Raw genomic sequence first — 19,240 nt, 5'->3', positions numbered from 1 at the left:
CATGGAAGGGTTGGTAACTCCTTATTTGACTTTGGCGGCGATCCTGTTCTGTATCGGACTGTACGGCGCTTTGTCCAAAAAGAACGCCGTCGTCGTGCTGTTGTCCATCGAGCTGATGCTGAATTCAGTGAACTTGAATCTCGTCGCCTTTTCCAAGCTGGGCATTCATCCTAACTTGACGGGGCAAATCTTCTCGCTGTTTAACATTACGATTGCCGCGGCGGAAGCGGCCGTAGGGGTCGCGATTTTGATCGCGCTGTACCGCAACAAAGGAACGACGGATGTCAACGAGATGGATTCGTTGAAACGATAGCTTGCTGGCGAGTCGACTAGCAGCGCTTTCGAAGTAAGTTTGCTTACGCAAACTTGTAGGAGGAGGACATTAACTCATGATATCGGCCTACTCGCAGTATGCCTGGCTCATCCCGTTGTTCCCGCTGCTATCGTTTCTAATACTGACGGCAGTGGGACGCCAATTAAAAGAAGCGGGCGCTTATATCAGTATCGTTGCGGTCTTCGCCTCTTTTGTCGTCTCCTTGCTCATCTTCATCGAGCGGTTGGGCGGTCAAATCGAGGACTATACGTGGAATAAGCTGCAATGGATCAATCTCGGCACGTTTTCGCTGAACATGGGCTTTGAAATAACGAACCTGAACGCATTGATGCTTGTTATCGTGACCTTGGTCAGCTTGCTGGTCAACCTGTACTCGAAAGGGTACATGGAGGGAGACGAGCGAATCAATGTATTTTTCTCGTACATAGCGCTGTTCACGTTTTCCATGCTCGGGCTGGTCATTTCGGAAAACTTGCTGGAGCTGTACATATTCTGGGAGCTGGTCGGGGTGTGCTCGTTCCTCTTGGTCGGATTTTGGTATTTCAAGCCCGAGGCGCGGGCTGCGGCCAAGAAGGCGTTCATCGTTACAAGAATCGGGGATGTCGGCTTGCTGATTGCCATACTTCTTCTGTTCTGGGCGATGCCTAATCACGCTCTGGACTTCACCTCGATTCATAATGCGTTCACTAGCGGGAAAATATCGGGCGATATAACTACGTGGATCGCAATATTAATCTTTGTCGGTGCGATAGGCAAATCAGGCCAGTTTCCATTGCACACATGGCTGCCTGACGCGATGGAAGGCCCTACGCCGATAAGCGCCCTGATCCATGCTGCGACAATGGTTGCGGCTGGCGTATATCTGGTTGCGCGCACGTTTGACATTTTCAGGGCCTCTCCAACGGCGCTCATGGTAGTTGCTTGCATCGGAGGCTTTACAGCTATATTCGCAGCCGTCATCGGGACGGCGCAAAACGACATCAAGCGGATTCTCGCCTACTCCACCGTCAGCCAGCTGGGCTATATGATGATGGCGCTGGGGATTGGGACGACGGTCGCCTATACGGCGGGCATTTTCCACTTGTTTACGCACGCATTCTTCAAAGCGCTGCTGTTCCTCGGGGCAGGCAGCGTCATCCATGCCGTACATACGCAGGATATACATGAGATGGGCGGCATCGGAAGCAAGATGAAAATTACGGCTTGGACGTTCGGCATCGGTGCCCTGGCATTATCGGGAATTCCTCCGCTATCCGGCTTCTGGTCGAAGGATGCGATTTTGGCAGAAGCGTATGCCAATAATCCGTTGTTGTTCTGGATCGGGCTCATCGCTGCGTTCTTTACAGCGTTCTACATGTCTAGACTGTTCTTCCTGGTGTTCTTGGGCAAGCCTCGCCACCAGGCGCATGTGCACGAATCTCCGGCAACGATGACACTGCCGCTTATCGTGTTGGCTGTCCTCGCCGTAGTAGCCGGCTTCGTGTTCACGCCATTCAGTCCTTGGCTCGGCACCTGGTTGACCGGTCACGAGGCGGAAGAGCATGCCAGCGGAATCGTCATGATCCTTTCTACTCTGGCAGGAGTAGCGGGTATCGGGCTCGGTTATCTGGTCTTCGTGAAACGTTCGATCCCGAGTGATGCCGTATCAAGCCGCGCTCCGTGGCTGTACCGGCTGCTAAACCGGAAGTTTTATATCGATGAGATTTATGACACCATTATCGTGAAACCGCTCAAAGGGCTCGGCATCGTACTGCATTTGTTCGACGAGTATATCGTTGACGGCATTGTGAAGCTGGCCAGCTATTCCGTCGTAGGGATCGGCCGGATCGGCTCCAGGCTGCAAAACGGTCAGGTGCAAAGCTACGGCTTGATGACGCTGCTAGGGCTTATCATTCTGGTGCTGGCATTAGCGGGAAGGAGGTTTATCCATGTCGGATAGCTCGTATATTTTATCGCTGATCACCTTCTCTCCTTTGCTTGGCGTTCTGGTGCTTCTATTCATGCCGAAAGACCGGGGCAGATGGATCAAGACGATCGCCATAATCGCCACACTGATCCCGCTGGCCTTGTCGGCTTGGCTCTATGCCGATTTCAATCACCAGCTCGAAGGAATGCAGTTCAAGGAGGAAGCGACATGGATTCAAGTCCCTCTCAATCATGAGGCGCAAGGCTTGAATCAGATGACGTCTTACTACTTCCAGTTCAAGTACAACATGGCGGTAGACGGCTTGTCACTGCCGCTGGTGTTCCTAACCGCATTCATCGGTACGATGGCGGCGCTTGCGTCGGTGTATATCAAGAAAAGATGGAAATCGTACTACATTTTGTTCTTGCTGTTAGAAACCGGGATGTTCGGAGTCTTTATGGCGCAAGACCTGTTCTTATTCTTCGTCTTCTTCGAAGTGACGCTCATTCCGGTGTTTTTCCTGATCGGAATCTGGGGCTACATGGAGCGGGAGCGGGCGGCCAACAAGTTCTTGATCTACAACGGCTTGGGCTCGGCCGTCATGCTGATTGCGTTTCTGATTATTATTGTGACCGCAGGCTTCGGGCAAGTGTCGAATGATGCCGGCACATCGATTTTTTACAGCGGTGACCTCAGCGTCATAACGAGTCATTTGTTTCAGGACCAGGCGGCTTATGTAAATCAAGGAGATTTGGAAGGCAACCCGTTCTTCATGAGCGAGACGATGAAATGGACGCTATTCATCCTGCTCTTGGTTGCGTTCGGAATCAAGCTGCCGATCTTCCCGTTCCACACTTGGATGCTGAAGGTACATACGGAAGCTCCGCCGTCGATTGTTATGATCCACTCCGGCATTTTGCTGAAAATGGGGGCGTACGGCTTGATCCGCTTCGGCATCCTGCTGTTCCCGCAGCAAGCGACGCAGTGGGCGACGGTACTGGCGATTCTGGGTGTAATTAATATTTTGTACGGGGCGATCCTGGCATTCGTACAAAAGGATTTCAAGCTGGTATTGGCTTACTCCAGTATTAGCCATATGGGGATCGTGCTGCTCGGGATTGCGGCATTCAACACGATAGGGATGCAGGGGGCGATCTTCCAGCTCGTGTCCCACGGCTTGATTTCGGCGCTTATGTTCCTTCTGGTCGGTGCTATCTATGAGCGGACGCAAACGACCATGCTGGATCAGCTGGGCGGGCTCGCCAAGAACGTGCCGTTCATTTCCGGCATTTTGCTGGTTGCTGGTATGGCATCGCTTGGTCTGCCGGGCTTGTCCGGGTTCATCAGTGAGTTCCTGGCCTTCGCGGGCTTGTTCGAAAAAGCCAAAATCATTACGGTGATCGGAACGGTCGGCGTGATTCTGACGGCGGTGTATGTATTGCGCGGGGTACTGAGCATTACTTACGGGCCGCCGAAAGTACAGCCGGAAGGCATACGCGATGCCCGGTTAATGGAAGCTATTCCGATGGTAGCGCTGGTTGCCTTTGTCGTCGTGCTGGGCATTTACCCTGCGGTGCTGAGCGATCCGCTGCATCAGACGGTCAGCAGCTTCGATCAATTTATCCATACCGTAGTGAAGATGGGGGGTTAGACCGGTGGAACAACTACGTCTCCAAGGGAGCGATCTGGCATACTTGGCACCGGAGCTGACTCTGGTTATAGCTGCGGTCGTATTGTCGCTGCTCGACCTGTTGCTGCCCAAACGAGTGAATCGTACGGCGCTCGGATGGCTCTCGCTCGTAAGCATTGTCGTATCGGGCTTGTTCGTACTCGGATATTTGAATCCGACGGAGCCGAAAGTATTGTTGAATTTCAGCTACCGCGTTGACGACTTTGCGAACATCATGAAGCTGATTCTTCTGACGGGGGCTGCACTGGTAACGTTCATGAGCATCGGTTCCGTAAAGGAAGAGGAAGTACCGCATATCGGGGAGTTCTACTACTTGCTTCTCCCTGCAACATTAGGCGGCATGATTATGGCGTCGTCCGGCGACATGATTACGCTCTATGTCGGTTTGGAGCTGCTCAGCATCACGTCTTATATTCTGGTTGCTATGAGGAAGAAGGATCTCCGTTCCAACGAAGGTGCGTTCAAATATGTTGTGCTGGGCGGGATCTCGTCGGCCTTGATTTTGTACGGGATGTCGTTCCTGTACGGAATGTCGGGGTCAACCAGTATCGCGGAAATCAATGCGGCGCTCGGACAAAACGGCGAAGCCATGATGCCGTTCCTGTACTTGTCGTTCTTCCTGCTGCTGGCCGGATTCGGCTTCAAAATTGCGGCGGCTCCGTTCCATATGTGGGCGCCGGACGTGTATCAGGGAGCTTCGACGCCGGTCACGGCGTTTCTAGCGGTCGTATCGAAGGCAGCGGCGTTCGCTATCATATTCCGGATGCTATACGGCGTGTTCGGTATTGGAGAGTTGATGAGCCTGCCGTTCCACGGCGATATGCTGCTATCCCTCATGGTGGTGGCGGCAGCGGCAATGATCATCGGTAACTTTACCGCCCTGCGCCAAAACAACCTGAAGCGGCTGTTGGCTTACTCCGGAATTGCCAATTCAGGTTACTTGCTTGTCCCGATCGCGGTCCAATTTGCTATGGCGCACTACTCCAACTTTTCGGAGTTTGCTTTTTACCTGATTGCCTACTTGTTTATGAACATCGGGATTTTCGCCGTCCTCATGATTATGGAACGGTCTTCAGGCGAAGAAGCGATCAGTTCGCTGGCCGGCCTGTATTACCGGGCTCCGGGAGTCGCCATAGCGACCGTGCTGCTGGTGCTTTCCTTGGCGGGGCTTCCCTTATCCGGCGGCTTCTTCGGTAAAGTGTACATTATGATGGGCACCATGCAGACTCAGCATTACTGGCTGGCAGCCGTCATGATCGGTACGAGCGTAGTCTCATTCTATTATTACTTTGGCTTGATCCGCCAAATGTTCATGCGTACCGATTTCGAGTCGCGTGACGTCGTAGTGCCCTTGCCTCTTGGGATTACACTGTGGCTGTGTGCGGGAATTAGCGTGCTGCTCGGTATCGTCCCTCAATGGGTGCTGGGATGGATCGAACAAATCTTCTCCTTGACGCAGGATTTATTTTTCTTGAGCTAGTTCCAGAAGAATAGACCTGAGTCATAAAAAATAAAGTCCGGTTGGCCGCTTTCATGCGTGTCAAACCGGGCTTTTTTGTGTTAATACTTAGCATGGTGCGCAACGATACGGAACCGATCGGTACTTCTGAATAGGGGGTTAGGCAGTCAAAGGAATGACCGTCGCTAAGTTGTCATAATTTTGCATCGAGAGGGCGTCATCCAGCTATTCACCGCACGGAATAGAAGTGGTACAATGAATGAGCTAAACGATGGCGCTGCTCAAACCTCCATCATTTACTAGTCTGGGAACGGCCCCGTACGGCAGGAAACAAGGGGGCTGTATCGAAATAGGTAAGCTACTCCAAAAAGCAAAGAAGGAACCATGGACATGTTACATAAAACCGTTACTCGCCAACTCGTTCATTGGGCCGTTGTGATCGTGATGATGCTGCTGTGTGCCGGTCAAGTGCTGGCGGCAACGGCAAACGATCCTCTGGGGGAAAAGCAAACTTACTTAAAAGACATCCATATCAATGAAGCATGGGATATAGCGAAAGGCAATTCCAATATAACGATAGCCATCGTCGATACCGGGGTCGATTTGAATCATCCCGATTTGAAAAAGAATTTGGTTCCAGGGATCAATCTGATCAATTCGAAGCTCTTGCCCCAGGACGATAACGGGCATGGAACGAATGTGGCCGGCGTATTGGCTGCCGCAGCCAACAATGACAGAGGCATTTCGGGCATTTTGTGGGATGCCAAAATCATGCCGATCAAAGCGCTGGAGTCGGACGGTTCCGGCGGGGAGCAGAAACTGGGCGAAGGAATCAAGTATGCCATTGATCATGGGGCGAAAATAGTTGTGCTGTCCCTTGGCATTAATAAATATTCTGATTATATGAATGATATTGTCCGCTATGCGGAGGAAAAAGACGTGCTTCTCGTCGCAGCGACGGGGAATGAAGGCAACCGGGTGAGGTATCCCGCTGCGTATCCTACGGTATTGGCGGTTGGCGGCATGTCGGCCGATTTCCAGGCGAACAGCCTGTCGAATTCGGGGCCGGAGATCGATCTTGTTGCCCCGTGGGATGTGTTCACGACAGCCAAAGGCAATTCGTATGAGCATAAGGACGGCACGTCCATGGCCGCTCCTCAAGTCGCTGCCGTAGCTGCCTTGGCATGGAGCAAGTATCCGGATATGAAGGTGTACCAAATTCGTCAGCTGCTGCGGCAAACCGCACAGGATTTGATGGATACGGGATGGGATGAGTCTACGGGTTACGGGCTTCTGCGTGCGGATCGCGCCCTCGCGGAGATGCCTTTACTGGATATGTATGAACCGAATAACCGGAAAAATCAAGCCAAAGCGATCTCCGTGAGCAAGATGATTTCCGCATCGTTCACCGGCGGCTCGGACCAGGACTGGTTCTCATTCGATGCCCCGTACGACGGCACGGTGAACCTCACCTTCGAATTGGCGGAAGGACAGACGGTGACGGTGCAGCATACCGATGCCAAAGGCACCTTTAGCAGTGTGACGGCGCACCCCGGTCAGCCGGTGCCCTTGAAGGTAACCCAAGGCAAAAGCTACCTGCTGCTTCAATTGACGGACCGGAATCAAACCGGCGAAGTGCCTTACAAGCTGACCACGTCTTTTGACATTTACCGCGATCAGTTCGAAGATAACGATAAACAATATAAAGCATACGTGCTCCCTTCCCGAAGCCAGAGACTGAAAGGAACGTTTCATCAGACTGGCGACCAGGATTGGTTCGAGTTTCCGGTAGAACAGTCCGGATCGCTTACGATACGCCTCAGCACGGATACGGCCCGGATCGATCCGGTATTGTTCGTGCAGAAGCAGGGAGAGAAGGGCACCACTATCGATACCGACGATGATGGCGTTACGGAAATGCTGGCGCTAGCGGAAGTGTTTCCGGGCAAATATTATATTAAAGTAAGCAACGTCAAACAATACGCGAACGCGGTCGTTGGCGAGTATATGCTGGATATTGAATACGATGCGAAGCAAATGGACCCTAACGAGCCGAACAATCGCTCCTATCAGGCGACGACGATCTCGCTGGATACTGAATACACCGGTTTGATCGATAAGGCGGACGACGTGGATTGGTATCAATTCCAGTTAAGCGGCGATACGTATGCGCAGTTGAATGTAACCGGCATTCCGAACGTTCCTATGTTCGCGTTCCTGTACGATGGAAGCATGCGTCCGATCGCGAGCGGCGACGGCAGGAAAATCATCATGCTGCATCAACGGCTTCCATCGGGGACGTATTATTTGAAGCTGACGGCAAGCGAGCCGTTCGATCGCGATGTGTATCAGCTCATGGTCAAAGCCAAGCCTCTAATCGGAGGGTATGCCGACATTCAGGAGCACTGGGCTTTGAACAGCATCCTGGAGCTAAGCGGCAAACAGATCATTAACGGCTACGACGACTACACGTTCCGTCCGGATTTGCCGATAACCCGTGCGGAAGCGACGACGATACTTAGCCGGGCGTTCAAGCTCAGCAAGCAAAAGACGATCAGCTACACCGATGTGTCCAGCGGGCATTGGGCTTACGCGGATATTGCCAAGGCCGCCCAAGCAGGAATTGTTGATGGCTATCCTGATCGCTCGTTCGCGCCCGACCAGCCGGTGAGCCGGATGGAAATGACCTCGATGATTGCCAGAAGCATGAACATATCGGGCAAACGGCGGGGCGCGATTCCTTTTACCGATGTCGATGAAAATTATTGGGGCGTTGGCGTGCTAAAGCAAATGAAGGCGGAAGGCTGGATTACCGGCTACGACGATGGCAGCTACAGACCCGATCAGCAGGCGTCCAGGGCCGAATTTGTCACGATGCTTGCGAAAATCATGCCTTAATCCGAAAACGGGGGTCAAGTATGGATTATGTAGATCAAATGAGCACGTCCATGGGGATGAACGGGTTAATGAACATCTTCATCGTGCTCGTATGCATTGCATGCTCGTGGTGGGCGCTGCAAGAACTTCAGCTCGATAAAATAGTAAAAAAACCAAAGAGCATCCAAAGCAAGGTGCTGCAAATCTTTTTGTCGATTGCATTGGGCTATCAGGTTGCGAAATTTTTTGTCGATTATTTTCATTGGTCGACCTGGCTTTCGGGGATGTTTTGACGGTTTGTCCACTGGATTTAGAATAACTAAGGTGAATTTTGTCAACAATGGTTAGTACAACCGTTAGAAATCCCTTATTAGCTCCGAATAGTATTCGTGATCGTTTGTTTTTCAATTTGAAAATTTACATGCTGAAGGTTCAATGCTAAACTGTTACAGTATGCAATGAAAACAGCGCGGAGGGGGACCATGATGAGCAAAATTATCGTCCGCGGCGGCAAAAGATTGTCCGGCAGAGTGAAAATACACGGCGCAAAAAATGCCGTCCTGCCGATTATCGCAGCCTCTATCTTGGGTACAGAAGGAGTCAGCGTGATTCATGACGCGCCTCCCCTGGACGACGTTATTGTGATCAACAAGGTTTTGGAAAGTCTTGGTGTCGAAATTGAATATAAAGATGAAACTATACGCGTAAATGCACAGAACATAAGGACTTGTGAAGCATCCTACGAGCTGGTTCGCAAAATGCGGGCTTCGTTTCTCGTGATGGGACCTTTATTGGCCCGGATGGGACACGCGAGAATATCGCTTCCCGGCGGATGTGCCATCGGTACGAGACCGATCGACCAGCATCTGAAAGGGTTCGAGGCCATGGGTGCCGAGATCGAGCTGGGCCAAGGATATATCGATGCGAAAATATCCGGACGTCTTAAGGGCGCCAAAGTGTATTTGGACGTAGCCAGCGTAGGCGCTACGGAAAATATCATGATGGCTGCCACGTTGGCAGAGGGTACAACCACGATTGAAAATGCGGCGAAAGAGCCGGAAATTGTGGATTTGGCCAACTACTTGAACGCCATGGGTGCAAAAATTCGCGGTGCGGGCACCGGTCTTATTCGAATTGACGGCGTGGAAAAGCTGAGCGGTTGCGTACATACGGTCATTCCGGATCGAATTGAAGCGGGTACATATATGATCGCCGCGGCCATTACCGGCAGCGATTTGTACATTGAAGGAGCGATTGGCGATCATTTGCGGCCAGTCATTTCCAAAATGCAGGAAATGGGCGTCCACGTAGAGGAAGACGAGAACGGCCTGCGCGTGTATACCGACCGACCGCTTCGTTGTGTCGACGTGAAGACGCTGCCTTATCCCGGCTTCCCGACCGATATGCAATCCCAGATGATGGCGCTCTTGCTTACGGCCGACGGGACGAGTATCGTGACGGAAACGGTATTCGAGAACCGTTTCATGCATGTAGAGCAGCTGGTCAATATGAACGCGCAGATCAAAGTCGACGGGCGTACCGCCGTTATTGGCGGAGGCAACCGTTTGCGCGGCGCCAAAGTATGCGCTACCGACCTGCGTGCCGGCGCGGCTCTAGTATTGGCAGCTCTGGCCGCCGACGGAGAAACCGAGATTACCGGCGTCCATCATATTGATCGAGGCTATGTCGATATTGCGAACAAGCTGCGTCTGATCGGTGCGGACGTTCAAAGAATGCCGCTGGAAGTGGCCGAGCCGGTGGAGGAGCCGATTTCGATTTTTGCAGTCAGCCCAAGCTTGGCATAAGATGCTGCGAGCTTATAGAGGAGATTCTCTCTGTTATGGAGAGGGTCTCCTCTTTTTTTCTCTTTGCTCTTAAGTTGTAAGAGAGCTTGCTTCCGTGTTCTATTCTATCTTTTCGGCTCATAAGATGATGTTACCTGCGCTAGCAGGAAGGATCCCGGCATTTTGAGAGTATCCAGGAAATGATAGCGGAGCGGACGGAACCGTTCTGGAGGAGCGATAAGAGCCGACAGAAGATGGAGGAAGCAGGAGAATGAACAACAAAAAAAAGATCATCCGCTGGGCGGCTGCATGCTTGTCCAGCTTTGTAGCTGTCGTAGTTCTGGTACCGGCTATTCTTGTAAAGACTACCGATTCGACGCACACCCCTGCCGGCGCGGTGCCGCAATCGACAGCAGAGCTTCAATCACAGAATGACGCTTCTTCGCTCGTCATCCCCGTCTATTTATCCAAAGAGAAGAAAATCCAATCGGTTCAGCTGGAGGCCTATGTAAGAGGCGTTTTGGCCGCGGAAATGCCTATCGAGTTTGAATTGGAAGCGATGAAAGCCCAGGCAATGGCCGCTCGAACGTACATCGTTCGCCGCATTTTGGACCAGGATTTCAGCAACATGCCCGTGTCTGGAGCTTGGGTAACGGATACGATCGCTCATCAAGCCTACAGCACCGATGATGATTTGAAAGCGCGATGGGGGGCGGCCTACGTTTCCAATATGGACAAGCTGAGCCGGGCGGTAAATGAAACGAAAGATTCCGTGCTGACGTATCAGGGCAAGCCGATCGAAGCGACCTTTTTCTCCACGAGCAACGGGTATACGGAAAATTCGGAAGACTATTGGAATCAATATATTCCTTATTTGCGCAGTGTCCCAAGCCCTTGGGATGTTCAGCTGTCGCCCCGGTACAGGGAAACGACAGTCTTGACGGCCAAAGAGCTTCAAACGAAACTGGGCCTGCGCAGCGCGGTTCCGGCGTCGGCCAGCGGCAGCGGCGCTATGAAGGTTATCGAGACCACGCAAGGGCACCGGATCAAGAACATCAGCATAGGCGGAAAAACGTTCACCGGCCGCGACGTAAGAGAAAAGCTCGGCTTGGCCTCCTCGCAATTCCAGTGGAGCTGGAAGGGAAGCAGTCTCCAAATCACCACGTTCGGTTACGGGCACGGGGTCGGCATGAGTCAATGGGGAGCGAACGGAATGGCCAAGGAAGGACGCAAGGCCGAGGACATCGTCAAATACTTTTACACCGGAATTGAGATTGATAGAGCGGCAAACCTACTAAAAGGGAAAAGTTTCTAAAAAAATAGATCACCTCGCGTATAAAACTCGCATCCGTGGCAACAATGATTAGCGAGGTGATAAATCTATGAATAATGATCAAAAGAGAGATTTGCAAAAAGAAGAAGCTCCTAAAACTATCGAAGGAGCGCAATCGAGTCCATCTTTTTCCTGGAAAAGACTACTGGCGAAAAAGTGGGTATTTCCTGCAACGTACATGGCAGCGGCGGCAATTATCTTAACGTTAATGTGGGTATACCAGGATGCCGGAAAGTCGTCCCTCACCAATGAGCTGGGGATCGACAGTTCCAAATCCGCTACGGTAACCGACAACGTGATGAAGCCGGACGCAGTAGCTGTCAATGGCAGCACCGAATCGATGCAATGGCCGGTTAAGGATCGCAACGAGCTGGAAGTAACGCTTCCTTTCTTCGACAGCAAAGCTTCGAATGAAGTGAGACAGACCGCTATGGTTGAGTATGGCGACACGTTCACACCGCACATGGGTATGGATTTCTCGAGACCAGACAATCAGCCGTTTGAGGTGTTGGCTGCTATGAGCGGTAAAGTTACTGCAGTTGAGAAAAACCCGGTTGTCGGCAACTTGGTCGAGATTACTCACTCCAACGGATTGGTCTCCGTATATCAAAGCTTGTCCGAAGTCACGGTAGCTAAAGACGCTGAAGTGAAAAAGGGCGACGTGATCGCCAAAGCGGGCCGCAATGAATTGGAGAAGGAGCAAGGCACCCACCTTCACTTTGAAGTTCGTCAAGGTCAAGAAGGCCAAGCTGTAAATCCGGAACAATTTATGACCGCTACAAATTAATTGGAATGGAATAACATGGGCAGGGGGCGCATAGACGCTCCCTTTTTTTCGCATTCCAAGGCGCCGTTACCGCTTGTCCTTGAAAATAATTGTGTCATATTGGGCTTGTCATGCTTGGAAACAAAGAATATAAGTAAACGCCCCTCATATAATGTACCAAACTAACTCGAGTAGGGAGGCGAGGGGAGTGCACGATTACATCAAAGAGCGGACCATTAAAATCGGACGTTGCCTAGTGGAAACGAAGCATACGGTCCGCACGATTGCCAAAGAATTCGGTGTTTCCAAAAGTACGGTGCACAAAGATTTAACCGAAAGGCTGCCCGAAATCAACCCGGATTTAGCTAATCAAGTCAAGCATATTCTTGAGTATCATAAGTCGATTCGTCACCTGCGCGGGGGAGAAGCCACGAAGATCAAATACAGGAAGACACGCAGCCCTAAAGCTCAGGATAAGCTGGTCACTGTAAAGTAGCATGGCAATGAAATTCTTTACTCCCCAGAACCGATCCGAACCGACAAAACGAAGCGATTCATGTCGAAAAAAATGATGAAAAAAGAGGATTTTGAAAATATATAGCGAATGTAATAATTTAACGAAAATTATAATAAGAGGTGCCGCTTCTTTTTAAGGAATGGACGGTTTTGTTTAGGGAGGAACATTTCAATGTTAAGCAAGGATATTGGCATAGATCTGGGGACAGCGAACGTCCTGATACATGTGAAGGGGCGCGGCGTTGTTCTGGATGAGCCGTCTGTGGTCGCTATTGAAAGCGATACGAAGCGGGTGCTGGCTGTGGGCGAGGAAGCGTTCCGCATGGTTGGACGTACTCCAGGTAATATTGTGGCTATTCGCCCGCTTAAAGACGGTGTCATTGCCGACTTTGAGATCACCGAATTAATGCTCAAGCATTTCATCAATAAGGTAGGAGGAAAGCAGTGGTACAGCCACCCGAGAATCCTCATTTGCGCTCCGACGAATATTACGTCCGTGGAACAGAAGGCTATTCGTGAAGCGGCGGAACGCAGCGGAGCGCGTGAGGTATTTTTGGAAGAGGAACCTAAAGCTGCGGCGATCGGAGCGGGTATGGATATTTACCAGCCTAGCGGGAATATGGTCGTTGACATTGGTGGAGGGACGACAGATGTGGCCGTGCTGTCTATGGGCGATATCGTCACCTCCTCTTCCATTAAAATCGCGGGGGACAAGTTCGACTCCTCCATCATGAAATACATCAAGAGCAAATACAAGCTGCTGATCGGTGAACGGACTTCAGAGGATATTAAAGTGAAGATCGGAACCGTATATCCGGACGGACGCAAGGAAACGATGGATATTCGCGGCAGAGATATGGTGAGCGGGCTGCCGTTGACGATAACCATCAACTCGAATGAAGTTCAAGAAGCGCTGTGGGATCCTGTATCCTCCATCGTAGCTGCAGCTAAATCGGTGCTGGAGCGGACACCGCCGGAGCTGTCGGCGGACATCATCGATCGCGGCGTGATTTTGACCGGTGGCGGCGCCATGCTGCATGGAATCGACCAATTGCTGGCGGACGAGCTTAGAGTGCCGGTTCTTATTGCGGAAGACCCGATGCATTGCGTCGTAAAAGGGACAGGCATTATGTTGGACAACCTCGATAAGGTCTCAAAACGGAAGTTCTAAAAACCGATAATACATGTAGGCCGATTGCTTTCGGGTAGGCTTTAGAACATACGTTTGGGAGGTTCATGGTTACATGCTAAGAGGTTTTTACACCGCAGCTTCAGGAATGATATCTCAACAGCGCAGACATGACATCGTGACCAACAACATCGCTAATATTAATACACCGGGCTTTAAACAGGGCAACGGCATTAACCGGTCGTTCCCGGAAATGCTCATTGCGCGGATTAACAATGGAAAAGGCGAAGCGGGAGCGGTTCCTGTCGGCCAGCTCAACACCGGCGTGATGGCGGAGGAGAATGTCTCTGTCCATAAGCAGGGCGATATTCAGGAAACGAACAACCCGTTCGACTTCGCCTTAATCTCGAACATTCAAGTGCCGGGCGCTCGTTTTGATGCGTCAGGCAAATATGTGGACGAGAACGGAACGCGCATCGTTCAGCCGCAGGCATTCTTTACCGTGCAGAATGCGGCCGGCGAGCAGAGATATTCTTTGGACGGCAAGTTATCTGTAGACATCAACGGGCAATTGATTACAGGGGATGGACATGCTGTTATAGGCGGGAACGGCCAGCCGGTTGTGCTGTTTGACCCTGTAATGCAAACGCCGATTACGAATTTCCATATCACCAAGTCGGGACAGCTTACCGACGCTAACGGCGAATTGCTGCTCGATGCGAACAATGAGCCGATGAGCTTGCTGGTGAGCAGGGTGGATGATCCTAATCAGCTCGTCCGCGAAGGCAACGGCTTGTACCGTATCAATGATGGACAAGAAGGTCTGGTCAGAGCTATCAATCCGAATGATCCTAACGATCGGGTAGAAATCCGCCAAGGCTTCGTCGAGCGTTCGAATGTGGATCCTACCCAATCCATGGTCGACATGATGGCTGCTCTTAGGGCTTATGAGGCGAATCAGAAGGTCGTTCAATTTTACGACAAAAGCATGGACAAGGCTGTTAACGAGGTTGGCCGGTTGTAGCTTATGACGCCGGTTTTGCTGCGTAAAACCCAGTAACGCTTACGAGGCAAGTTTTGCTCCGCAAAACTCAGTAATGCTTTCGATGCTAGCTTTGCTTCGCAAAGCTCAGTAACGCTTACGAGGCAAGCTTTGCTCCGCAAAACTCAGTAATGCTTTCGATGCTAGCTTTGCTCCGCAAAGCTTTCAGGAGGAACCCATGAACAATTCGATGATAAACTCATCCGTCTCGATGCATGCTCTGCAGCAAAAGCTGGATCTGGTAGCCAACAATATCGCCAATTCCAACACCACCGGGTACAAGCGCAGAGAAGCTTCGTTTCAGGATGTGCTGACCAGCGTAAAGCAGCAGCCTAACGGATTTCAGAAGCTCGGCCGGTTGTCGCCCCTTGGTTATAACCAAGGCTGGGGTGCGAAGCTTGTACAGGCTCAGCTCAATATGGCTCAAGGATCGCTGCAGGCGACGGGAAATATTTTGGATGTGGCCGTGGAAGGCAACGGGTTGTTCGAGATCAACTCGGTCATCCGGGATGCCAATAACAATTTGACGACGCAAACCGTATGGACGCGCAACGGATCCTTCCAATTAAGCCAATCCGCCGATCCGGCTGATCCGGATTTGTTCCTGATGACCAAGGAAGGGAACTATGTTATGGGAACGGACGACAATCCGATCCGGATTCCGGAGAACCATACCATCAAAATCGAGCCGAACGGAACCATTATGGCATCCGACGATGCAGATAAAACAGCCCCTCCGATCGAGGTCGGACAAATCAAAATGGTACGTGTTATTCGCCCGCAGCTGCTGCAGCAGTTGGGTGATAATTTATACAATTTGCCGGCGGATGTCGCGAATCGCGAGGAAATTTTGCAAACGGTGGACGCAGCTAACAATCTGGTTGACCCGATTACGGTTCGTCAAGGATTCTTGGAGCAGGCCAATGTGACATTGGCTGACGAAATGACGGACTTGCTGCAAGTGCAGAAGGCATTTCAGCTGAATTCCCGGGCGGTTACCTCCTCGGATACGATGATGGGTCTTGCGAACGGTTTGCGCAACGGCTAAGCGTCTTTTGAAGTGAGGTTGGTGAGCATGACGGAAACAGAAGGCAAGAAAGCAGTCAAGTCAGAGAGCAAACCAAGCAAGAAAAAGAAAGCCGCTTCCAGACCAAAATGGAAGAGGGTTGTATTTTCTATAAGCAGGTGGCTGGCGATCCCGCTATTGTGCGTGGTTGCCTTATGCACCGGGCTGGTTCTTGGCTATGTGTATTTGGGCAAGCGGCCGCTTGAAGAGGTGTACGAGCTCGATACATGGCGCCATATCTACGATCTGGTCTTTTCTATAGCTTAATAGGATTTCAATCAAAGCTCCCGGTATGGGAGTTTTATTTTTTGTCTAAGAACGGTATAATGTAAGGATGGGACGAATGCCCAAATGAGCTGGAGGGGGAGACAAGTGTTCCGTGTGGAATGTGCCTAACCTGTTAACCCTATGCCGATTTTTACTGATTCCCCTCTATGTGGCCGTGTTCCGGGCAGGATACGTGAAAACCGCTTTTTTAGTTTTGCTGGTAGCGGGACTTACGGATGTTCTGGACGGCTATATTGCGCGCAGACGCAAGCTCGTGACTCAGCTCGGAAGCATGCTGGATCCGTTGGCGGACAAGTCCATGATGATCACGGTGATTCTTTCTCTGGTATTCTCCGGAATGATATCGTGGGAGGCTGCCATAGCGATGTTTCTGAGGGATGCTGGCATGATCGTAGGATCAGCGATATTTCATTTTCGCGGCAAACAGACGGTTCCGGCCAACGCTATGGGGAAATTGACTACGGTGCTCTATTACGTAGCGATTTTGCTCATCGTCTTTAAGCTTCCTTACGCAAACGCATACTTGTGGTTCGTCATCACGGTTTCTTTTTTGACCTCGGTGATTTACATAGTGCAATTCCTGCTGCTGAATAAAAAGGGAGACGATTCTCCCGCATCGAACCATCACAATCATAGCAACTAAGCTATGAGACAAGCGCGCCGATATAGGTGCAATTGAATCGGGAAAAAGAGCTTATGGTTCGGGCTGGCATACATTGGCAAACCCGCACATAAGCTCCCTTATATCAACCTTCATTACTGCAGATCATGAAGGATAAGCATAGTGTAAGTTGAAACTATACATTTTATTCTAAAACCTGAAAGGAGCAACACAACTGTGCTGGATGCAATGCAGATTCAAGAAATTATTCCCCATCGTTACCCGTTTTTACTTGTAGACCGAATTTTGGAGGTAGAAGCCGGGGTCAGAGCGGTAGGTCTCAAGAATGTGACCATTAACGAGCCGTTTTTCGCCGGACACTTCCCGGCTTATCCGGTTATGCCAGGCGTGCTGATCGTGGAGGCTCTTGCGCAAGTCGGTACCGTAGCGATGCTGCAGGTGGAAGCGAACAGGGGCAAATTAGGCTTTTTCGCCGGCATTGATGAATTCCGGTTCCGTGGTCAAGTTGTTCCTGGCGATACGCTGACTTTAGAGGTGGAGATCACCCGTTTAAAAGGCTCCATCGGCAAAGGACAGGCTGTTGCCAAAGTAGGGGATAAGGTCGTTGCCGAAGGAACGCTAATGTTCGCCTTGTCCGACCCCAAATAATAAAAACAACCGTGAACCCTCACAAGAGGGCACGATAGAACCCATATATCTATTAAATTTAAGGAGATGGAGCATGAGTACGCAAAACCGAGTCGAAGAACAATATCAACTATGGTTAAACGATCCTGCCATCGATGAAGCAACCAAACAGGAGCTTACAAGCATCGCTAACGATCCTAAAGAAATAGAAGATCGTTTCTATCGTGATCTGGAATTCGGTACCGGAGGCCTCCGCGGAGTTATTGGGGCAGGCACGAACCGGATGAATTTATATACGGTGGGCCGCGCTACTCAAGGGCTTGCCCAATTCGTCAACCAAACGGGCGCAACGAATCCGTCCGTAGTCATTGCTTACGATTCCCGTAATCAATCTCCCGAGTTTTCGCTGGAAGCGGCCAAAGTACTCGCAGGCAACGGGATTAAGGCTTATGTATTCGAATCGCTTCGCCCTACGCCGGAACTGTCCTTTGCCGTAAGAGCTTTGAAGGCAACGGCCGGCATCGTAGTCACGGCTAGCCATAATCCGCCGGAATATAACGGCTACAAGGTGTATGGCGCCGACGGCGGCCAGTTGGTTCCCGATCAAGCTGAACAAGTGATTGGAGAAATCCAGAAGGTGCAATCGTTCGCGGACGTCAAACGCTCGACGCGTTCGCAGGCCGAATCTGCAGGCATGCTGCAGTGGGTCGGACAGGAGCTGGACGATCAGTATATCGCCGCAGTCACTTCCGTAAGCTTGAATAAAGAGCTCATTAAGAAAATGAGCGATAATTTCCGCGTTGTTTATACGCCGCTGCACGGAGCGGGGAATTTGTCCGTACGCGCCGTGTTGGAGGAGGTAGGCTTCTCCCAAGTCGACGTCGTGGCGGAGCAGGAGCTGCCGGATGCGAAGTTCTCTACCGTGAAGTCTCCGAACCCGGAAGAGAAGGAAGCCTTCACGCTGGCTATCCGCCAGGCGAAGGAAGTCGATGCGGACATCATCATCGGTACCGACCCGGACTGCGACCGCATGGGCGCTGTTGTTAAGGATGCGAACGGGGAATATTTTGTTCTGACAGGCAACCAGTCGGGTGCTATTATGGTGGACTACCTGCTTAATAGCTTGAAGGAGCGGGGAGAGCTTCCTGCGAACGGCGTTGTGATCAAAACGATTGTGACCAGCGAAATGGGAGCTGTCATAGCCAAGCATTATGGCGTAGAGACATTGAACACGCTGACAGGTTTCAAATATATCGGTGAGAAAATGACGAAGTTCGAATCCTCGAAGGAAGCGGAGTTTTTGTTCGGCTACGAGGAGAGCTACGGGTATTTAGCCGGCACTTACGCACGAGACAAGGATGCGGTTATCGCTTCCATGCTGATTTGTGAAGCTGCCGCTTACTATAAAAACCAAGGCAAGACGCTGTACGAGGTGCTGCAGCAATTGTACGAGCGCCACGGCTATTTCCTGGAGTCGCTCGAGTCGCGTACGATGAAAGGCAAGGACGGCGTAGAGCAAATCCAAGGTATTATGCGCGACTGGCGCAATAACCCGCCTGCCGAGATCAACGGGCAGCAAGTCGTCAAGGTGGAGGATTTCTCGCTCGGATTGTATGATCTGCCTGCTGAAAATGTATTGAAATATACTCTGTCGGATAATTCCTGGTTCTGCCTGCGCCCTTCCGGAACGGAACCAAAAATCAAAGTATACTTTGCTGTCCGCGGCAGTTCCGCGCAAGCGGCTTCGGACGCGATTCATGGGCTGGTTAAAGCCGTAATGAGCCGGGTCGACCAAAACTAA

The 19,240-nt window shown here is 51.2% G+C and carries 17 protein-coding genes; all 17 read left to right on the top strand.

The window, feature by feature from the left end; translation table 11 throughout:
- The first annotated feature begins 1 nt into the window (after position 1).
- The 17 genes from nuoK (at position 2) to ACFQ88_RS36190 (ending at position 19,240) form a co-directional block, all read left to right on the top strand.
- Positions 2–313: an NADH-quinone oxidoreductase subunit NuoK gene (nuoK, locus tag ACFQ88_RS36270; protein WP_239630509.1), complete on the top strand. Its 312-nt coding sequence runs from the start codon at positions 2–4 to the stop codon at positions 311–313.
- A gap of 76 nt (positions 314–389) precedes the next feature.
- On the top strand, positions 390–2,273 hold the full coding sequence (nuoL, locus tag ACFQ88_RS36265; RefSeq protein WP_379462420.1) for an NADH-quinone oxidoreductase subunit L: 1,884 nt from the start codon (positions 390–392) through the stop codon (positions 2,271–2,273).
- Positions 2,263–3,891, top strand: a complete 1,629-nt coding sequence (locus tag ACFQ88_RS36260; protein ID WP_379462418.1) for a complex I subunit 4 family protein — start codon at positions 2,263–2,265, stop codon at positions 3,889–3,891. The genes nuoL and ACFQ88_RS36260 overlap by 11 nt, the downstream gene beginning before the upstream one ends.
- Positions 3,892–3,895: 4 nt before the next feature.
- Positions 3,896–5,410: an NADH-quinone oxidoreductase subunit N gene (locus ACFQ88_RS36255; RefSeq protein ID WP_379462416.1), complete on the top strand. Its 1,515-nt coding sequence runs from the start codon at positions 3,896–3,898 to the stop codon at positions 5,408–5,410.
- A gap of 369 nt (positions 5,411–5,779) precedes the next feature.
- Positions 5,780–8,287: a S8 family serine peptidase gene (locus ACFQ88_RS36250; protein WP_379462414.1), complete on the top strand. Its 2,508-nt coding sequence runs from the start codon at positions 5,780–5,782 to the stop codon at positions 8,285–8,287.
- A gap of 20 nt (positions 8,288–8,307) precedes the next feature.
- A complete protein-coding gene (locus ACFQ88_RS36245; protein WP_239630504.1) occupies positions 8,308–8,559 on the top strand; it encodes a DUF1146 family protein in 252 nt (83 codons plus the stop codon).
- A gap of 192 nt (positions 8,560–8,751) precedes the next feature.
- On the top strand, positions 8,752–10,071 hold the full coding sequence (gene murA / locus ACFQ88_RS36240) for a UDP-N-acetylglucosamine 1-carboxyvinyltransferase (protein ID WP_379462411.1): 1,320 nt from the start codon (positions 8,752–8,754) through the stop codon (positions 10,069–10,071).
- Between the two features lie 250 nt (positions 10,072–10,321).
- Positions 10,322–11,365 carry a stage II sporulation protein D gene (spoIID, locus tag ACFQ88_RS36235; protein ID WP_379462409.1) on the top strand — a complete coding sequence of 348 codons (1,044 nt, stop codon included), beginning with the start codon at positions 10,322–10,324 and terminating at the stop codon, positions 11,363–11,365.
- Between the two features lie 67 nt (positions 11,366–11,432).
- Positions 11,433–12,170, top strand: a complete 738-nt coding sequence (locus tag ACFQ88_RS36230) for a M23 family metallopeptidase (protein ID WP_239630502.1) — start codon at positions 11,433–11,435, stop codon at positions 12,168–12,170.
- A gap of 187 nt (positions 12,171–12,357) precedes the next feature.
- Positions 12,358–12,645, top strand: coding sequence for a sporulation transcriptional regulator SpoIIID (spoIIID, locus tag ACFQ88_RS36225; RefSeq protein WP_239630501.1), 288 nt, complete (start codon positions 12,358–12,360; stop codon positions 12,643–12,645).
- A gap of 192 nt (positions 12,646–12,837) precedes the next feature.
- Complete coding sequence (gene mreB, locus ACFQ88_RS36220) at positions 12,838–13,836, top strand: rod shape-determining protein (protein WP_239630500.1); 999 nt, start codon at positions 12,838–12,840, stop codon at positions 13,834–13,836.
- 73 nt (positions 13,837–13,909) lie between these two features.
- A complete protein-coding gene (locus tag ACFQ88_RS36215; protein WP_379462406.1) occupies positions 13,910–14,818 on the top strand; it encodes a flagellar hook-basal body protein in 909 nt (302 codons plus the stop codon).
- Between the two features lie 196 nt (positions 14,819–15,014).
- Positions 15,015–15,884 (top strand): flagellar hook-basal body protein, encoded by an 870-nt coding sequence (locus tag ACFQ88_RS36210; protein ID WP_379462404.1) that lies wholly within the window; start codon positions 15,015–15,017, stop codon positions 15,882–15,884.
- A 27-nt stretch (positions 15,885–15,911) separates the two neighbouring features.
- Positions 15,912–16,169 carry a DNA-directed RNA polymerase subunit beta gene (locus tag ACFQ88_RS36205; RefSeq protein ID WP_239630497.1) on the top strand — a complete coding sequence of 86 codons (258 nt, stop codon included), beginning with the start codon at positions 15,912–15,914 and terminating at the stop codon, positions 16,167–16,169.
- 112 nt (positions 16,170–16,281) lie between these two features.
- Positions 16,282–16,833 (top strand): CDP-alcohol phosphatidyltransferase family protein, encoded by a 552-nt coding sequence (locus ACFQ88_RS36200; protein ID WP_379462402.1) that lies wholly within the window; start codon positions 16,282–16,284, stop codon positions 16,831–16,833.
- A 195-nt stretch (positions 16,834–17,028) separates the two neighbouring features.
- Positions 17,029–17,460 carry a 3-hydroxyacyl-ACP dehydratase FabZ gene (gene fabZ, locus ACFQ88_RS36195; protein ID WP_239630495.1) on the top strand — a complete coding sequence of 144 codons (432 nt, stop codon included), beginning with the start codon at positions 17,029–17,031 and terminating at the stop codon, positions 17,458–17,460.
- Positions 17,461–17,533: 73 nt separating this feature from the next.
- Positions 17,534–19,240, top strand: a complete 1,707-nt coding sequence (locus ACFQ88_RS36190) for a phospho-sugar mutase (RefSeq protein WP_379462399.1) — start codon at positions 17,534–17,536, stop codon at positions 19,238–19,240.

Source organism: Paenibacillus sp. NPDC056579 (assembly GCF_042793215.1).
Classification (GTDB): domain Bacteria; phylum Bacillota; class Bacilli; order Paenibacillales; family NBRC-103111; genus Paenibacillus_S.
This window is presented reverse-complemented; position numbering and strand designations above follow the sequence as displayed.